A 17,489-nucleotide genomic window follows, 5' to 3' on the forward strand; every position below is an offset into this window, starting at 1 on the left:
CTCAGACGAGCGTCTGGGCGATCGCCTGCTCGACAGCGCCCAGCGCGTCGCCGATCGCCTCAGGACGGACTCCGCCTCCCTGGGCGACGTCATCCTTGCCGCCACCGCCGCCGCCGAGCGCCTTGGCCGCGATGCCGACGAGGCTGCCCGCCTTCAGACCACGCCCGCGCCCCGCCTCGTTGACCACGGCGACGACGACGGGCCGGTCGGCCGGAACACCGGCGACGACCACGACGGCGGCGCGGTCGCCCGAGAACCGCCCGCGCACGTCGAGGGCGAGCTTACGCAGATCGTCGGGGGAGGTTCCATCAGGCGCGCGGTGCGTGACGACGGAGACTCCGTGCAGGTCACGGGCGCCTGCCGCCATCTCGCCCGCCAGGGCGAGGACCTGGGCGGAACGGAGCTTGTCCAGCTCCTTCTCCGCGGTGCGCAACCGGGTGACGATGCCCTCGATCCGCTCGGGCAGCTCCTCCCTGCGAGCCTTGAGCTGCTCGGAGAGCTGGGCGACGAGCACGCTCTCACGGGCCAGGAAGCGGAAGGCGTCCAGGCCGACCAGGGCCTCGACCCGGCGGACTCCCGCGCCGATCGAGGCCTCGCCGAGCACCTTGACCAGGCCGAGCTGGCCCGAGCTCGCGACGTGGGTGCCACCGCAGAGCTCGCGGGAGTAGTCGCCGACCTCGACGATGCGGACGGTCTCGCCGTACTTCTCGCCGAACAGCGCCAGCGCTCCCATCGCCCTGGCCTCCGCCTGGGAGGTGTGGAAGGCGTTGACCGTGAGGTCGTTGATCAGGACGGCGTTGACCTCGTCCTCGACGTCGCGCAGCACGCTGGGGGGCACGGCGCCCGCGGCGGTGAAGTCGAAGCGGAAGCGGCCCGGCGAGTTCTCGGAACCCGCCTGCGCGGCCGTCTCGCCGAGCGCGTTGCGGAAGCCCCTGTGCACGAGGTGCGTGGCGGTGTGGCTGCGGGAGATGGCGCGGCGCCGCTCGACGTCGATCTCGGCCTGGGCCTGGTCGCCGACCCGGACCTCGCCGGCCCGGACCTTGCCCCGGTGCACCACGACGCCCGCGACCGGAGACTGCACGTCGACGATCTCGACCTCGGCCCCGTCGGTGCGGATGATCCCCTGGTCGGCGAGCTGGCCGCCGCCCTCGGCGTAGAACGGCGTACGGCCGAGCACGACCTCGACGGAGGTCCCCGCGCCCGCGGCGGGGACCGGGACCCCGTCGACGAGCAGGCCGATGACCTCGGACTCCGCGGTCACCTGGTCGTAGCCGAGGAACTCGACCCTGCCGGTCTTCTCCAGGATCTGGCCGAACACCGAGATGTCGGCGTTTCCGGTCTTCTTGGCAGCGGCGTCGGCCTTGGCCATCTCGCGCTGCTTCTTCATCAACCGGCGGAAGCCCTCCTCGTCGACCTTGAGCCCCTGCTCGGAGGCCATCTCCAGGGTCAGGTCGATCGGGAAGCCGTAGGTGTCGTGGAGCTGGAAGGCCTGGTCTCCGGCGAGCGTGCCCTGCCCCTTGCGCTTGGTCTCCTCGACGGCCGCGTCGAAGATCGCGGTGCCGGTGCGCAGGGTACCGAGGAAGGAGGCCTCCTCCGCGTCGATGACACCGTGGATCTGCGGAGCGTCGGCCTTGAGGTCGGGGTACAGCTCGCCCATCACGTCGATGGTCACCGCGGTCAGCTCGTGCATGTAGCGCTGCTCGCCGGAGCCCAGCAGGCGCAGGTTGCGGATGGCGCGGCGCAGGATGCGGCGCAGCACGTAACCCCTGCCCTCGTTCGAGGGCAACACGCCGTCGGCGACGAGCATCACGCCGGTGCGGACGTGGTCGGCGACGACGCGCAGCGAGACATCGGCCCGCTCGTCACGGCCGTAGCGCGTCCTGGTGAGCTCCGCCGCCCGGTCGAGGATCTTGTAGGTGGTGTCGATCTCGTAGATGTTGTCGACGCCCTGCAGGATCGCGGCCATGCGCTCCAGGCCCATGCCGGTGTCGACGCTCTTGGCGGGCAGCTCACCCACGACGTCGAAGTCGGTCTTGCTGCGCACGGCGCCGAGCTGGAACTGCATGAAGACGTTGTTCCAGACCTCCAGGTAGCGGTTCTCGTCAGCGACGGGACCGCCGTCCATGCCGTACTCGGGGCCTCGGTCGTAGTAGATCTCCGTACAGGGGCCGCCCGGCCCCGGAACGCCCATGTGCCAGTAGTTGTCGGCCAGGCCGCGGCGCTGGATGCGCTCGGCGGGGACGCCGACCTTTTCGTGCCAGAGGTCGTAGGACTCGTCGTCGTCGTGGTAGACGGTGACCCAGAGCCGCTCCTCGGGGAAGCCGAACCCGCCCTCGGACTCCGGCTTGGTCAGCAGCTCCCACGCGAGCGGGATCGCCTGCTCCTTGAAGTAGTCGCCAAAGGAGAAGTTGCCGAGCATCTGGAAGAACGTGGCGTGCCTGGTGGTCTTGCCGACCTCGTCGATGTCGGGGGTGCGCACGCACTTTTGCACGCTGGCGGCCCGGCTGTAGGGCGGCTTCTGCTGCCCCAGGAAGTAGGGCTTGAACGGCACCATGCCCGCGGGGACCAGAAGCAGTGTCGGATCCTCGGCGATGAGGCTGGCCGAGGGCACGACGGTGTGCCCACGCTCCTCGAAGAAGCGCAGGAAGCGGCGGGCGATCTCTGCCGACTCCATGTCAGCGGCCATCCTTTACGTGGTAGTTATGGGTGTTTTCAACACTGTCGAGTCCGAACCTGGAGCGCAACTCGGTTTCCCGCTGGGCCGCGCCGTCCAGTGCCTCGTCCGCGAAGTCGCGTGCCTGGTCCAGAACGCCGGAGGCGCTCCGCACCGCACGGCGGGCCAGATGGTTCGGATGCAGTGACTGCAGCTTACGCATCGCCCACACCGCGCCGAACGCGCCCAGGGAGATGTAGAAGAGCCTGCGGATCATCGCCGCCGCCCTTCGAGGAATCTGGGGGCTGACCTGCCGTTCCTCCGGGCGGACAGGGCCCGCCTGATGCCGTGGGTCAGTGCGGCGAGCTTGATCAACGGTCCGGTGACCAAAGACTGGGTGACGTCGCTGACCTTGGCGGCATGCCCGCTGACCTGCTTGACGTCCCGGGTGATGGCCTCGACGGCGACCAGTTGGCGGTTGGTCTCGCCGACGGTGACCGTGACGTCTTCCAGCAGCGGCACCACGCGCTCACCCAGCTCGGAGACCATCTTGGTGGTCTCGGTGAGCAGCCGGGCAAGCTTGACCAGTGCCACGGCCAGGAAGCAGACCAGGATCGCCCAGGCCATCGCGACGATCAGTCCGGCGACCTCTCCTGCGGTAAGCATGCGCCGATCTCCTTGGTTGACCCGGCTGGAATAGGCAAGACCTTACCGCCTCCCGCGCCGCTTCCCCGGCATAGCGCGTCACGGCGGGCCCTCCCCCGCCCTCGCGGCCGACCGTCCGTCAGATGTCGCCGCAGGCGGTCCCGCCGGGCGCGGGACCGCCCGGCACGGCGTCCAGCACGCGGGGGGCGCCCCCGAAGGCGTCGACGCAGAGCTGCGCGAACCAGCCGATCCCCGGGATCATCAGCGCCCAGCCCGCCAGGGCCCAGCCGAGGTGGATGTGGGTCAGCACGTGGGCGATCGCGGCCACGCCCGCCGCGCTCCGCCCGTCCGCCGACTCGTAGGTGATCCGGCGCAGCCCCGCGGGATGGCTCTCCGCAGCCACCACGCGCAGCCCGGCCGGATGCCGCCTGGTGATCCATTTTCCCACCCGTGAGCACTGACCGCAGGAACTCGCCACGTAGACGGAGGCGGGTGGCGCGGAGAGCGCGGCGGGCCGAAGACGGGGCACCCAGGGCCGTACGGCACGACGGTAGGCGGCCCACTCGGCGCCGAAGCGCGTGGTGAGCCGGTCCCCTTCATGCCAGGCGGCCAGCCCCGCCCCGTAGGCGAAGGCGACCAGCGCGGCGGCCAGGAACACGGCGTCGAACAGGGAAAGGATGAGATAACCCGCCGTCATCGCGACCTGCATCGGGTTGCGGACGTACGCGTAGGGCCCGGTGACCACCAGCCGCCCAGGCGGGTCGTAAGGCAGCGGCGTCCCCCGTCCCACGACCGCGAACTCCCGCACCGCGGCCACACCGAGCAATGACGGGACGGCGAGCGCCTGTACCAGGAGGCCGAGCGCCGGCGGCGGCTGCCGCCACACCTCGGTCAGCGCGATGGGCAGCGCCAGCCCCGCGCCGCCCGCGAGGACGATCTGCATCACCGCCCTGGCGGCCAGCACTCGGCCCTCCTCGGTCCACCTGGCCAGGAGCAGTCCCGGCAGCAGACTCGCGGCGACCGCCACGGCCTCGCCGGTCAGCCAATGCTCGCCGAGCACGACGACGGGCCGTCCCAACGGCATCACCGCCAGGTCGAGCCACGCCGCGAGCGCGACGACGAGTGGCACAGGCGCCCTGCGCGCCACCAGGCTGGGCACTGCGCCCCAGAGCAGTGCCCAGCCGAGCAGCAGGTCAACCGGGATGCCCCCGTAGACGGCGCCCTCCGCGTGGAAACGCCACCAGCCGAGCCCCTGCGCCAGGGCGTTCACCACGGCGAGCATCTCCAGGTTCCACAGCGTGGCCAGGATCGCGGCGGCGATGTCCCGCTCCCGCGGCCTGCGGCGGGCCGCGGCGAGCAGCACGGCGGCGACCGGCACCGTGAGCGCCAGGCCGCGGACCAGCGCGGGATCGCCCGTCACCGGGCGAAGGTCCCCGCCAGGTAGTCCGCCGCCTGCCCGACGGCGTACCGCTGGAGGGGGCCGAAATACCAGCCGGGGTCGAAGGTGCGACGGTAGCGCAGGGTCACCCCGAGCGATCCGTCCCCCCAGGAGAACTCGGCCTCCCGCAACTCGAGCCAGCGGGCCAGCGTGGTGTCGTTGACCACGGAGAACGTCACGTGCCCCGGGCTCCGCTCCTTGACCACGAGGGTCACCGAACGCGCCTCGGGGAGAGCGCCGATGCCGAGGGAGCGGCGTGGCGTGAAGGTGATCTCCCGCAGGGCTCCGACGTCCAGGCCGGTCCCGCTGGCGAGCACCGGCCTGGGAAAGCCCGCTTTCAGGAACGCAGACTCGAACGGCCCGAACCGGGGAACGGCGGCGAGGGCCTTCTCCACCTCAGGCCCCGCGGCCGCGCGCACCACGGTGACCTCGTTGTCGCGGGGCGGGGCCGCCACCTCGGCGGCGCCGCCGACGAGCGCCAGCAGCACGAGCGGAGCGGCGAGCGCGTTCGCGCCCCGCCCGCGGAAGTAGTCGGCGACGAGCCCGATCAGCAGGCCTACGAGATAGAAGAGCGGAGCGGCGAAGACCAGGCAGACGATCCCCTCGCCGAGCAGCGGTCCCGCGAGGGCCAGACCGACGGTGATCGTCGCCATGATCATGCCGGTCACGCTTCTCGGCCTGCTCGCCAGCACGACCGTGATGGCGATGACGGCGGGAAGGCCGACGTAGAACAGCGCCGTCTGCTCCAGATGGCCCGCGTGCAGCACCCGGTAGAGCAGGAGCCCCGCGAACAGGGCGAGCAGCAGGCCCGCGAGAGTCCTGCGCGCCCCGCGCTCGCGCCGGGCGTCGGGAACGGGTCCAGGACCGGGAGCACGCCCAGGACCGGTGGCGGAGCCCGAGCCGGGAACGTGCCCGGGATCAGCGGCGGAGCCCGAGCCGGGGGCGTCTCCCGGCCCGGGCATCCGCTCCGGGTCGGGAGCGGGCTCCGGAAGGTCACTCATGCGACGACCTCTTCATCGATCGATTTAATCAGTTGATTAAACCGTATGCTTAGAGAGATCGACATGGCAAGGGAGCGACGGGTGAACAAGCAGGCGGGCGCGGAGACCCGTGAACGGCTGATCGAGGCAGCGGCGGAGACCGTGCGGTCCGAGGGGTACGCCGGGACCAGTGCCCGCACCATCGCCAAGGCGGCGGGGGTCAACTCGGCCCTGGTCTTCTACCACTTCGGGGGCGTCGACCCGCTGCTGCTCGCCGCGCTCGACCGTTCTTCCGAGCAGCGGATGGCCGCCTACCAGGAGGCGGTGGCGCGGGCCCGCACGCTGGAGGAGCTGGTCGAGGTCGCGAACGCGATCTACCGAGCCGATCTGGAGGGCGGGCACATCACGCTCTTCTCCGAGCTCGTCGGCGCCAGCATCGCCAGGCCCGCACTCAGGACGGAGATCGTCAAGCGCTCCGAGCCGTGGATCGACTTCGTCGAGCGGACACTGGAGCGGGTCATCGGCGGCTCTCCCCTGGCCGGGCTCATGCCGCCTCGCGACCTCGCCTACGCCGCGATCACCTTCTACCTGGGCGTCAACATGTTCACCCATCTCGACGCCGACCGCTCCCGCACCGAGGCCCTGTTCAGGCTCGCGGGTCGCGTCGCCCCCCGCGCCAGGCTGCTGACCATGCGCCTGCCCCGCCGCGGGGCCCGCGCCCCACGGGACGGGGCGGGCGGGAACCTCCCCGGGTGACCACGGGAGAGGTTCCCGGGACGCCTTCGAGACGCAGAGGGCTACTGGCCGCGGAGGAAGGCGCGAATCCTGGCCCAGCGGTCGGCGAACCCCGCCTCCGCGCCGTGCCGGGTCGGCTGGTAGTAGCGGCGGTCTCTGAGCTCGGCCGGGGCGTAGTCCTGACGGACCAGGCCGTGCTCGAAGTCGTGGGGATACCGGTAGCCGTTGCCGTGGCCGAGCTTCTTGGCCCCGGGATAGTGCGCGTCGCGCAGGTGGTCGGGGACATGGCCGATGTTGCCGCGCCGTACGTCCTCGGCGGCCGCGCCGATGGCGGTGATCACCGCGTTGGACTTGGGGGCGAGCGCGCAGTGGATGACGGCCTGGGCCAGGTTCAGGCGCCCCTCGGGCAGGCCGATGAACTCGACCGCCTGGGCGGCGGCAACCGCGACCTGCAGGCACGTCGGATCGGCCATGCCGACGTCCTCCGAGGCGAAGATGACGATCCTGCGCGCGATGAACCGGGGGTCCTCCCCCGCCTCGATCATCCTGGCCAGGTAGTGCAGTGCGGCGTCGGCGTCGGAGCCTCGCATGCTCTTGATGAAGCCGCTGACCACGTCGTAGTGCTGGTCGCCCTGGCGGTCGTAGCGGACGGCGGCCTTGTCGACCGCCCGCTCGACCACCTCGACGGTTATCTCGTCCTCGGCGATCAGCGCGGCCGCCTCCAGATAGGTGAGGGACCTGCGGGCATCTCCGCCCGCCAGCCGTACCAGGTGCTCGACGGCCTCCGGCGCGAGCCGCGTCTTCCCGTCCAGACCCCGCGGGTCGGCGACGGCGCGTTCGAGCACGCCGCGGATGTCGTCCTCGGACAGGGATTCCAGGGTCAGCAGCAGTGAGCGGGACAGCAGCGGCGAGATGACGGAGAAGAACGGGTTCTCCGTGGTCGCCCCGATGAAAGTGACCCAGCGGTTCTCGACCGCGGGCAGCAGGGCGTCCTGCTGGGCCTTGTTGAAGCGGTGCACCTCGTCCACGAACAACACGGTCTGACGCCCCGACATGCCCAGCTCACGACGGGCCTGCTCGATGGCGGCGCGGACCTCCTTGACCCCCGCGGAGACCGCGGAGACCTCGACGAAGCGGCGTTTGGTGACGCCCGCGACCACGTAGGCGAGAGTGGTCTTGCCGGTGCCCGGCGGCCCCCACAGGAACAGCGACATCGGGGCCTCGGCCTCGACGAGCCTGCGCAGCGGCGTGCCGGGGCCGAGCAGGTGGCGCTGGCCGATCACCTCGTCCAGGCCGCGGGGGCGCATCCGCACCGCCAGCGGCTCATGGCCGCGATGTGCCTCCTCAGCGACCGAATCGAACAGGCTGTCCACGGTCAGACAGTACCGTCAGGACGCATGGCCCGGATCCACGGTGTGGTGCGCCCTCCTGCGGGGCCCGGCAAGAGTCTCAGTTCCCCCAGACCGCGACGGCGCCGCTGTGGCCGGCGCGCACCACGTAGTAGCCGGTCACGACGGCCACCAGCACCGTGAGCACCGTGAGCGCCACCTCGGCCGGCTTGGGGAGGCGACCGGCGCGCGAGGCGTAGACGAGTCCCAGCGAGACCGCGCCCAGGGCGAGGCCGGCGAGCAGCAACGGGGTCGCGAAGCTCTCGTGCTCGGCGATGCGCTGCCCGAGCTGCCCGCCGGCCGAGGAGAAGCGCTCCTCCACGAGCTCCTCACCGCTCTCCCTCGCCGTGAAGACCACCACGGGGACGACCAGCGCGAGCACCGTAACCGCCCAGGTGAGTACGGCGCGCGTGCGCGCGACCAGGGCGTACACGGTGGCCAGGACCACCAGCAGCGGCGTCAGGATCACGGTGGCGTGAATGATCAGGGGGTGGGCGGGCAGGCCCAGGATCTCATCGAACATATGGGGGCTCCGGTGGTGCATGGTTCGTCTGCGGCCCAGCTGGGAATCGCCGGTGACGTATCGGTGACGCATCGTTGTCATATCGGTGACGCATCGGCGGCTCATCGCCCGATCGGGTGACCCATCACCGGCGAGCAGGGAATCTCATCACGAACGGCGCCCGTAGTGCACCAGGTCACCTTCGCATTTTTCTCCTGTCCCATTAGGCGAATTCTGCCACTTACATCCAGCACACGCCGAGGCCGGTACGCTTTCGCCCAGTTGATAGTCATGAAACGGTAATCCTGGAGGACGAAGCGGTGAGCGGTGAGGACCGCCAGAGCCAGCTGGCTCGGGAGCACAAAGAGCGACAGGCCCGGCGTGCCGAGCAGGCGACACCCAAGGCGAAGCGGAACACCCTCATCGGAGCGGGCATCGCGGTCGTCGTGGTCGCGGGAGCCCTGTTCGCCGCAACGAACCTTCTCGGCGGGAACGGCGCCAGCGGCAAGACCGCCGCGACCGGCTCTCCCGGCGCGGATCCCAGCACGGACCCCAGCGGGGTCCCCGCCCTGCAGCCGTCGCCCACCCCCTCCGCCGACCTGGCCAAGCTGACCTGCTCCTACCGCAAGGACACCAGCGGCAGCCCGGCCAAGTACGTGGGCATGCCCCCGGCCAAGCCCGACCTCAAGCCGAAGACCATGACGATCACCACCAACCTCGGTGCGATAGTGATCGACCTCGCGACGGCCCAGGCCCCCTGCGCGGTGAACTCCTTCGCCTTCCTGGCCAAGAAGAACTTCTTCGACAACACCAAGTGCCACCGCCTGGCGACCCCGGAGAACTCCGGGCTCGGCCTGCTGCAGTGCGGCGACCCGCAGGCCAAGGCCGACGGCAAGAACCCCACCGACGGCCAGGGCAGCTCGGGGTACGTCTTCAACGACGAGAACCTCGGCGGCATGACGTACAACAGGGGCACGGTCGCGCTCGCCCAGGCGCCGGAGGCCGCGAACCAGAACGGCAGCCAGTTCTGGATCTCGCTGTCGGACGAGACCAACCAGTTGCAGCCCGACTACACGCCCTTCGGCAAGGTCTCGCAGGGCATGGACATTCTCGACAAGGTCTTCAAGGGCGGCTGGATCACCAACCCCGACGACATCACCGGCGACGGCGGCTCGAACGCCCCCAAGATCCCGGTGATCATCAAGGACGTGCAGCTCACCTAGGAAGAGACCCCAGGCGGGTGTGCTCGCGGTCGGCCGCGAGCACACCCGTTTCGTTTCCGGCCGGCCCGGCACCGCCTGCCCGTGATCCCGCTCATCGCCGGACGAACCGCGATCTCCGGGGCCAGACTGGGGGAGAAACCTGATCCATCTCCCCGGGGGGGCGTCGATGCCGGAGAAGCTGCCTTTCGAGTTCCTGCTGAGCCCGGAGTTCACCAGGGATCCCCATTCCGCCTGCGCCGCGCTCAGAGAGAAGGGGCCCGTCCATCCGGTGGACTTCCCGCCCGGCATGGACGGCTTCCTGGTGGTCGACCACGAGCACGGCCGCCCCGCGCTCAACGACCCCCGTCTCGCCAAGAGCATCTCTTGGGCGCCGGAGCCGTTTCGCGGGCGCTTCAGTGCGGGCAACCCGGTGCTGGCCCACAACATGCTCGACAGTGACCCTCCCGACCACACCCGGCTGCGCCGCCTGGTCTCCAGGGCTTTCACCCCCCGGCGGATCGAGAGCCTGCGCCCCCGGATCCAGCAGATCGCCGACGATCTCGTCGACGGGATGGCCGCGAAGGGCGAGGCCGACCTGCTCGACGACTTCGCCTTCCCCTTGCCGATCACCGTGATCTGCGAGCTGCTCGGCGTGCCTGCCGAGGACCGCGACACCTTCCGTGACTGGTCGGGCACGCTGATCGGCCCGTCGCTCGACGAGGAAGGGATCAGGTACCGCCAGGAGGTGAACCTCGCCATCCGGGCCTACTTCACCGGGATCATCGCGCAGCGGCGGGCCGCCCCACGGGACGACCTGATCAGCGCACTCGTCGTCGCCCGCGATGACGACGAACTGCTCGACGACCAGGAACTGCTGGCGACCCTCACACTGCTGCTCGTCGCCGGGCACGAGACCACGGTCAACCTGATCGGCAACGGCATGCTGACGCTGCTGACCGATCCCGGCCGGCTCAAGCTGCTGCTCGACAGGCCAAAGCTGTTGCCGTCCGCGGTCGAGGAGTTCCTCCGCCACGACGGGCCCGTCGCGCGGGCCACGTTCCGCTTCGCCACCGAGGACCTCAAGATAGCGGGCGTCCACATCCCCAAGGGCGGCGTGGTCCACATCTTCCTCGGCGCGGCGAACCGTGACCCCAAGATCTTCGACGCTCCCGACACCTTCGACGCCGCCCGCGCGGACAACCGCCACCTGGCCTTCGGCCACGGCATCCACTTCTGCCTGGGCGCGCCACTGGCCAGGTTGGAGGCGCAGATCGCCTTCGGAACGCTCCTGAGCCGCCTGCCGGGCATCGAGCTTGCCTGCCCGCCCGGCGAGATCGAATGGAACTGGGGCGGTTCGCTGATCCGCGGGCTGCGGGCGTTGCCGGTCCGTTTCTAGCCCCGCCGCGGCGTGGGTGCGTTCCTGCCCCGCTTCGGGACCTTCCGTCCCAGGGGCCGTCGCGCACCGCCCGTCCCCGTCTCAGGCCCTCTGTACGGCGAGGCCCCACCGGGTACGGCACGGCCCCCTGGAGCTCCTCCAGGGGGCCGTGTGGCCGTCCGGCCGAGTGTCCAGCCCGAGGCGTCAGGCGTCCGTCTTGGGCTTGGCGTCGACGCCGGCCTCCTTGCGCTGCTCACCCGTGATCGGGGTGGGCGCGCCCGTCAACGGGTCGAAGCCCGAGGCCGTCTTCGGGAAGGCGATGACGTCGCGGATGGAGTCGCCGCCCGTCAGGAGCATGCAGACCCGGTCCCAGCCGTAGGCGATGCCGCCGTGCGGCGGCGGGCCGTACTTGAACGCCTCCAACAGGAAGCCGAACTTGTTCTCCGCCTCCTCCTTGGAGATGCCGAGCACGTCGAAGACCCGCTGCTGCATCTCGGCCCGGTGGATACGGATCGAGCCGCCGCCGATCTCCATGCCGTTGCAGACCATGTCGTAGGCGTAGGCGAGAGCCTCACCGGGGTGGTCCTGGAAGGTGTCGGCCCACTCGGGCTTCGGCCCGGTGAACGGGTGATGGACCGCGGTCCAGCCGCCCTCGCCGTCCTCCTCGAACATGGGCGCGTCGACGACCCACAGGAAGTTCCACGCCGACTCGTCGATCAGGCCACAGCGGCGGCCGATCTCCAGGCGCGCCGCGCCCAGCAGGTCGCGGGAGGCGGCGGCCGTACCGGCGGCGAAGAAGATCGCGTCGCCGGGCGCCGCCCCCACCTTCGCCGCCAGACCCGCGGTCTCGTTCTCTGACAGGTTCTTCGCGACCGGGCCACCGAGCGTGCCGTCCTCGCCGACGAGGACGTAGGCCAGGCCCTTCGCGCCACGGGACTTGGCCCAGTCCTGCCAGCCGTCGAGCTCCTTGCGGGTCTGCGAGGCACCGCCCGGCATGACTACGGCGCCGACGTACGGCGCCTGGAAGACCCTGAAGGTGGTCTCGGCGAAGAACTCGGTCATCTCGACGAGCTCCTGGCCGAAGCGCAGGTCGGGCTTGTCGGAGCCGTAGCGGGACATGGCGTCCCAGTAGGTCATCCGGGGCAGCGGCGTCGGCAGCTCGTAGCCGATCGTCTCCTTCCAGATGCGGCCGATCAGCGCCTCGCCCAGCGCGATGACGTCGTCCTGGTCGACGAAGGACATCTCAACGTCGATCTGGGTGAACTCGGGCTGCCGGTCGGCGCGCAGGTCCTCGTCACGGAAGCAGCGGGCGAGCTGGTAGTAGCGCTCCATGCCCGCGACCATGAGGAGCTGCTTGAACAGCTGCGGCGACTGCGGAAGGGCGTACCAGCTGCCCGGCTGGAGCCTGACCGGCACCAGGAAGTCGCGGGCGCCCTCGGGGGTCGACCGGGTGAGCGTGGGGGTCTCGATGTAGTTGAACCCGTGCTCGTTCATCACCTCGTGGGCCAGGTAGGTGGCCTTCGAGCGGATCCGCATGGCCTGCGCGACCTGCTGGCGGCGGATGTCGAGGTAGCGGTACTTGAGACGGGCTTCCTCGGAGACCCCGGTGCTGCCCTCGATTGGGAAGGGCAGCGGCGCGGACTCGCTGAGCACCTCGACCTCGGAGGCGACGACCTCGATCGCGCCGGTCGGCAGGTCGGGGTTCTCGTTCCCCTCCGGCCGAACCCGCACCTCTCCGACGACCTTGACGCAGTACTCCGCGCGCAGACCGTGCGCGTCATCTTCCTCGCGGAAGACCACCTGGGAGGAGCCGGAGGCGTCACGCAGGTCGATGAAGACCACACCGCCGTGGTCGCGGCGGCGCGCCACCCAGCCTGCCAGCGTCACCCGCTGCCCGGCGTGCTCCTTGCGCAGTGATCCCGCTTCGTGCGTGCGGATCATCGAAACTCCTTAAGCATGGAAACCCGGTCCTTCGAGGCCGGGAGGAAACGCGGCGCGGCGCCGCAGGACTCGGTAATGTGTTCGGTGGCGGCGATGACCAAGCCGCCACCCGCACGATCGGCTCCACCCTCGCCGCCGGGCCGGCGGAGAGGTGAAACGCCTGCGGAGCTGGTGTAAGACCCCAACGAAAGATCCTTTTCGGGCGGGCGACCGGCGGTGAAACAGGAAACCCTGCGGGCGACCGTGGGACTCCCCCCGTTCAGGGAGGGGAGGAGGTCAATTGTTCAGTCTCTCCTTCAGGGTGGTGACGATCTCGGCGAGCGGTACGGCGGTCTGGTCGCCGCTGACCAGGTCCTTGACCTGGGCGGCCTCGGCAGCGATGTCTCGCTCGCCAAGGATCACGGCGTAGCTCGCCCCCGACCGGTCAGCGCCCTTCATGGCGGCCTTGACGCCCTTGCCGCCGAACGACATGTCGGCGTCGAGACCCGCCCGGCGCAGCTCGGTGATGAGCAGGAACATCCGGCGGCGCGCCTCCTCGCCCAGCGGCACACCGTACACCTGGACGCCCGAGCCGGTCTCCTCGCCGTCGAGCAGCCCTTCTGCCTCCATGGCCAGGACCGTCCTGTCGACGCCGAGCGCCCATCCAACGCTGGGCAGCGCCGGGCCACCGATCATCTCGCTCAGCCCGTCGTAGCGTCCACCACCACCGACCGCGGACTGCGAGCCAAGACCGTCGTGGACGAACTCGAACGTGGTGCGCGTGTAGTAGTCCAGGCCGCGGACCAGCCTGGGGTCGTCGGTGTAGGCGACGCCCGCGACGGTCAGCAGCGAGCGGACCTCCTCGTGGTAGGCCTTGCACGCCTCACACAGGTGGTCGACGACCAGCGGGGCACCGACGAGCCGGGCCTGCACCTCGGGCCGCTTGTCGTCGAGCACCCGCAACGGGTTGATCTCGATCCTGGCCCTGGTCGGCTCGTCGAGGTCGAGCCCGCGCAGGAAGTCCTGCAGCGCGGCGCGGTAGGCGGGACGGCACTGCCGGTCGCCCAGCGTGTTGAGCAGCAGCCGCACCCCGGTGAGCCCGAGCCCGGCGTAGCCGTCCGCGGCCAGGATGATCAGCTCCGCGTCGAGGGCCGGATCCTCTGCGCCGAGGGCCTCGGCGCCGACCTGCCAGAAGTGGCGGTAGCGGCCCTTCTGGGCGCGCTCGTAGCGGAACTGGCTGCCGGAGTACCACAGCTTCACCGGAAGCTGGCCGTTGTGCAGGCCGTGCTGGAGGACGGCCCGCACGACCGAGGCCGTGCCCTCGGGACGCAGCGTGATCGAGCGCCCGCCCTTGTCCTCGAAGGTGTACATCTCCTTGGAGACGATGTCGGTCGACTCGCCGACCCCGCGCACGAACAGCGCGGTGTCCTCGAAGACCGGGGTCTCGATGTATCCGTACCCCGCGCGCCTCGCGGGAGCGGTCAGCGCCTCGCGCACGGCGAGCGCCCGCTCCGAACGCGGCGGGATCCAGTCGAAGGTGCCCTTGGGCGCCTGCAGAGTCATCTTCTAAAGTCCCCTGGTGGGACCGGCGTACGGCGCGGCCTCCGCCAAATACGGATTGGTCGCGCGCTCGTGGCCGATCGTGGTCTGTGGTCCGTGACCGGGCAGCACCACCGTGTCCTCCGGCAGCGGCAGGCACTTGGTCGCCAGGCTGCGCAGGATGGTCGGGTAGTCGCCGCCGGGAAGGTCTGTGCGGCCGATGGAGCCGGCGAACAGCAGGTCGCCCGAAAACATCACGTCGGGAATTTCCTCCGTGCGGGGCAACCTGAACGTCACCGACCCCCTGGTATGGCCGGGGGTGTGGTCGACCGTGAGCTCCATGCCCGCCAGGCTGAGCACCTCACCGTCGGCCAGCTCGCGCACGTCGTCGGGCTCGGTGAAGGTCAGTCCGCCGAACAACTGCTGCCGGGTCGCCAGGGACAATCCCTTGCCCGGGTCTGAGAGCAGCTCTCGGTCCTCTGGGTGGATCCACGCGGGGACTCCGCGCGCCCCGCAGACGGGGGCGACCGACCACATGTGGTCGATGTGGCCGTGGGTGACCAGCACGGCGACGGGCTTCAGGCGATGCTCGCGCAGCACGTCGTCCAGGTCGCCGACGGCGTTCTGGCCGGGATCGACGATGACGCACTCCTCGCCCGCGGCGGGAGCGACGACGTAGCAGTTGGTCTGAAACGACCCTGCTGGAAAGCCGGCGATGAGCATCTGCCTCAGCTGATCTCGTCAAGAAAACGGATGGGAATGTAACCGAAGGGTACCGGTGCGGGTCGGCGGGCTGCGAACCATTACCCATTGGCCGATACGATTCGCCCACCTCAATAAGTAATACTCCGGCACTCGGGAGGGCGAAGCGGTGAGCGGCAAGGACCGCCAGAAGCAGCTGGCGCGCGAGCACTACGAGCGGCAGAACCAGCGGCGTATCGAGCGTGAGGCCCGGGCGAAGCGCAACGCGATCATCGGCACCAGTGTGGCCGTCGTGGTGGTCGTGGGCGGTGTGATCGCCGCCACGACCCTGCTCGGAGGCAACGGCACGTCGTCGGCAACGGCCGCGTCCGCCACCCCGACCACGCCCGCGAACCCGTCGCAGACGAGCACCGCCGCCCAGCCGACGGCCTTCGACCCCGCTGGCGGCACCTGCGGCTATGTCGCGGACACCGCCGGTGGCCCGGCGAAGAACGTCGGCCTGCCCCCGGCGAAGGTGGACACCACGCCCAAGACGATGACCCTGAAGACCAACCAGGGCGACATCGTCATCGAGGTCTCCGCGGAGAAGACCCCCTGCACGGTCAACTCCTTCGCCTTCCTGGCCAAGAAGAAGTACTTCAACGGCTCCAAGTGCCACCGCCTCGGCTCCGACCAGTTCCCGGTGCTGCAGTGCGGCGACCCGCTGGCCAAGGCCGACGGCAAGAGCCAGACCGACGGCCGGGGCGGTCCGGGGTACCGTTTCGTCAACGAGAACCTCAAGGACGCGAAGTACACCCGGGGTGTCGTGGCCATGGCCAACAGTGGCGCCGACACCAACGGCAGCCAGTTCTTCATCGTCTACGGCAACGCCCAGCTGGGCCCGGACTACACCCCGTTCGGCAAGGTCACCAAGGGGTTGGAGATCATCGACAAGGTGAACAAGGGTGGTGTCATCACACCGGGGCCGGACGGCACCGGAGCCCCGAAGGAAACCGTGGAAATCAAAGACGTGACAATGTCCAGCAAGAGCTGACGTAATACAACCAAGAGGCGGTTAGCCTCGAAAGGCTGATGAAAGTGCGGGAGGACACGGTGAGCACCGACCCGTGGGGCCGGGTAGACGACGACGGCACCGTCTACGTACGTACGGCCGAGGGCGAACGGGCCGTCGGGTCCTGGCAGGCCGGCGAACCGGAAGAGGCCCTTGCCTACTTCCATCGCAAGTTCGACGAGCTGGCCGGGCAGGTCACGCTGCTTGAGCAGCGTGTCCGCGGCACCGATCTGCCGCCCGCCCAGGCGGAGGCGACCATCGTCAAGCTCCGCGAGGCGATCACCGACGCGCACGCGGTCGGCGACCTCGACGCGCTGCTGGGGCGGCTGAACGCCCTCACGGAGCTGGTCTCCCAGCGCCGTGAGGAGGTCAAGGCCGCCCGTGACGTGGCTCGCGCCGAGGCCAAGGGCGTCAAGGAGCGGATCGTCGCGGAGGCCGAGCGCATCGCCGACGACACCACTCACTGGAAGACGGGCGGGGAGCGGCTGCGCCAGCTCGTCGAGGAGTGGAAGGCCGCCGAGCGCATCGACCGGGTCACCGAGGCGGCGCTCTGGAAGCGCCTGTCCGCGGCCCGTACGGCGTTCGCCAAGCGGCGCAAGGCCTACTTCGCCGGGCTGGACGAGCAGCGCGAGGGCGTGCGCTCCTCGAAGGAGCGCATCGTCATCGAGGCGGAGGCGCTGGCCTCCTCGACCGACTGGGGCGCGACGGCGTCGGCCTACCGCGAGCTGATGCAGCAGTGGAAGTCGGCCGGCCGGGCGTCCAGGGAGGTCGAGGACGAGCTCTGGGGCCGTTTCAAGGGCGCCCAGGACCAGTTCTTCCAGGCCCGCTCCGCGGTCTTCGCCGAGCGCGACGCCTCGCTCGCAGCCAACGCCGAGATCAAGGAGCAGCTCCTGGCCGAGGCGGAGAAGATCGTCCCGGTCTCCGACGCCCGCTCCGCCAGGAGCGCCCTGCGCGGCATCCTGGAGCGGTGGGAGGCGGCAGGCGCGGTCCCGCGTGAGCAGCGCGACCGGCTCGAGGGTGGCCTGCGCAAGATCGACGAAGCGGTTCGCAAGGCGGAGGAGGCGGAGTGGAAGCGCTCCAACCCCGAGGCCCGCGCCCGCGCGCAGAACACGGTCGACCAGCTCCGCAAGTCGATCCAGCAGCTTGAAACCCGTCTGGCCAAGGCCCAGGCCGCGGGCAAGGACAAGGACGCCAAGGACGCGGAGGAGGCCCTGACCGCCCGCCGCTCCTGGCTTGAGGAGGCCGAGCGCACGCTCGCCGAGTTCTCCTGACCCGCCGACTGGAAACGGGGGGGGGGCGTGTGATGCGCCCCCCACGAACACAATCGCCCCGGGGAGCCCGCTTGCAGCAACCGGCCCA

General features: G+C 70.2%; 15 protein-coding genes. 5 read left to right on the forward strand and 10 right to left on the reverse strand.

What is annotated here, in order from left to right; translation table 11 throughout:
- Nucleotide 1 precedes the first annotated feature (1 nt).
- From alaS to AB0395_RS37825, 5 genes are all read right to left on the reverse strand, one after another.
- A complete protein-coding gene (gene alaS / locus AB0395_RS37805) occupies nt 2–2,674 on the reverse strand; it encodes an alanine--tRNA ligase (protein WP_366289672.1) in 2,673 nt (890 codons plus the stop codon).
- 1 nt (nt 2,675) lies between these two features.
- Nucleotides 2,676–2,930 (reverse strand): hypothetical protein, encoded by a 255-nt coding sequence (locus AB0395_RS37810; protein WP_366289609.1) that lies wholly within the window; start codon nt 2,928–2,930, stop codon nt 2,676–2,678.
- Nucleotides 2,927–3,319 carry a DUF948 domain-containing protein gene (locus tag AB0395_RS37815; protein WP_366289611.1) on the reverse strand — a complete coding sequence of 131 codons (393 nt, stop codon included), beginning with the start codon at nt 3,317–3,319 and terminating at the stop codon, nt 2,927–2,929. Before AB0395_RS37815 ends, AB0395_RS37810 begins: the two co-directional genes overlap by 4 nt.
- Nucleotides 3,320–3,437: 118 nt before the next feature.
- The gene (locus AB0395_RS37820; RefSeq protein WP_366289614.1) at nt 3,438–4,718 is read right to left on the reverse strand and encodes an isoprenylcysteine carboxylmethyltransferase family protein; all 1,281 of its coding nucleotides are present in this window, start codon (nt 4,716–4,718) and stop codon (nt 3,438–3,440) included.
- Nucleotides 4,715–5,737, reverse strand: a complete 1,023-nt coding sequence (locus AB0395_RS37825; protein ID WP_366289617.1) for a hypothetical protein — start codon at nt 5,735–5,737, stop codon at nt 4,715–4,717. The genes AB0395_RS37820 and AB0395_RS37825 overlap by 4 nt, the downstream gene beginning before the upstream one ends.
- A gap of 63 nt (nt 5,738–5,800) precedes the next feature.
- Between AB0395_RS37825 and AB0395_RS37830 the strand changes: the two genes are divergently transcribed.
- Nucleotides 5,801–6,472, forward strand: coding sequence for a TetR family transcriptional regulator (locus AB0395_RS37830; RefSeq protein WP_366289620.1), 672 nt, complete (start codon nt 5,801–5,803; stop codon nt 6,470–6,472).
- Nucleotides 6,473–6,513: 41 nt separating this feature from the next.
- On the opposite strand, the gene AB0395_RS37835 is transcribed toward AB0395_RS37830, so the two are convergent.
- Together AB0395_RS37835 and AB0395_RS37840 are read right to left on the reverse strand one after the other, a co-directional pair.
- Nucleotides 6,514–7,824, reverse strand: coding sequence for a replication-associated recombination protein A (locus tag AB0395_RS37835; protein ID WP_366289623.1), 1,311 nt, complete (start codon nt 7,822–7,824; stop codon nt 6,514–6,516).
- 76 nt (nt 7,825–7,900) lie between these two features.
- Entirely contained in the window at nt 7,901–8,362 is a 462-nt protein-coding gene (locus AB0395_RS37840) for a hypothetical protein (RefSeq protein ID WP_366289625.1), read from the reverse strand.
- Nucleotides 8,363–8,661: 299 nt separating this feature from the next.
- Here AB0395_RS37840 and AB0395_RS37845 point away from each other — a divergent pair, with 299 nt between their 5' ends.
- Nucleotides 8,662–9,564 carry a peptidylprolyl isomerase gene (locus AB0395_RS37845; RefSeq protein ID WP_366289628.1) on the forward strand — a complete coding sequence of 301 codons (903 nt, stop codon included), beginning with the start codon at nt 8,662–8,664 and terminating at the stop codon, nt 9,562–9,564.
- 166 nt (nt 9,565–9,730) lie between these two features.
- The gene (locus tag AB0395_RS37850) at nt 9,731–10,939 is read left to right on the forward strand and encodes a cytochrome P450 (RefSeq protein WP_366289631.1); all 1,209 of its coding nucleotides are present in this window, start codon (nt 9,731–9,733) and stop codon (nt 10,937–10,939) included.
- 183 nt (nt 10,940–11,122) lie between these two features.
- Here AB0395_RS37850 and aspS read toward each other — a convergent pair whose 3' ends face one another.
- From aspS to AB0395_RS37865, 3 genes are all read right to left on the reverse strand, one after another.
- Complete coding sequence (gene aspS / locus AB0395_RS37855; protein ID WP_366289634.1) at nt 11,123–12,859, reverse strand: aspartate--tRNA ligase; 1,737 nt, start codon at nt 12,857–12,859, stop codon at nt 11,123–11,125.
- Between the two features lie 276 nt (nt 12,860–13,135).
- Nucleotides 13,136–14,401 carry a histidine--tRNA ligase gene (hisS, locus tag AB0395_RS37860; RefSeq protein ID WP_366289637.1) on the reverse strand — a complete coding sequence of 422 codons (1,266 nt, stop codon included), beginning with the start codon at nt 14,399–14,401 and terminating at the stop codon, nt 13,136–13,138.
- Between the two features lie 3 nt (nt 14,402–14,404).
- The gene (locus AB0395_RS37865) at nt 14,405–15,100 is read right to left on the reverse strand and encodes an MBL fold metallo-hydrolase (RefSeq protein WP_366289640.1); all 696 of its coding nucleotides are present in this window, start codon (nt 15,098–15,100) and stop codon (nt 14,405–14,407) included.
- A gap of 148 nt (nt 15,101–15,248) precedes the next feature.
- On the opposite strand from AB0395_RS37865, the gene AB0395_RS37870 reads away from it, so the two are divergent.
- Nucleotides 15,249–16,112: a peptidylprolyl isomerase gene (locus AB0395_RS37870; RefSeq protein WP_366289643.1), complete on the forward strand. Its 864-nt coding sequence runs from the start codon at nt 15,249–15,251 to the stop codon at nt 16,110–16,112.
- Between the two features lie 38 nt (nt 16,113–16,150).
- A complete protein-coding gene (locus AB0395_RS37875) occupies nt 16,151–17,401 on the forward strand; it encodes a DUF349 domain-containing protein (RefSeq protein ID WP_366289646.1) in 1,251 nt (416 codons plus the stop codon).
- Nucleotides 17,402–17,489: the final 88 nt, after the last annotated feature.

Source organism: Streptosporangium sp. NPDC051023 (assembly GCF_040689595.1).
GTDB lineage: Bacteria > Actinomycetota > Actinomycetes > Streptosporangiales > Streptosporangiaceae > Streptosporangium.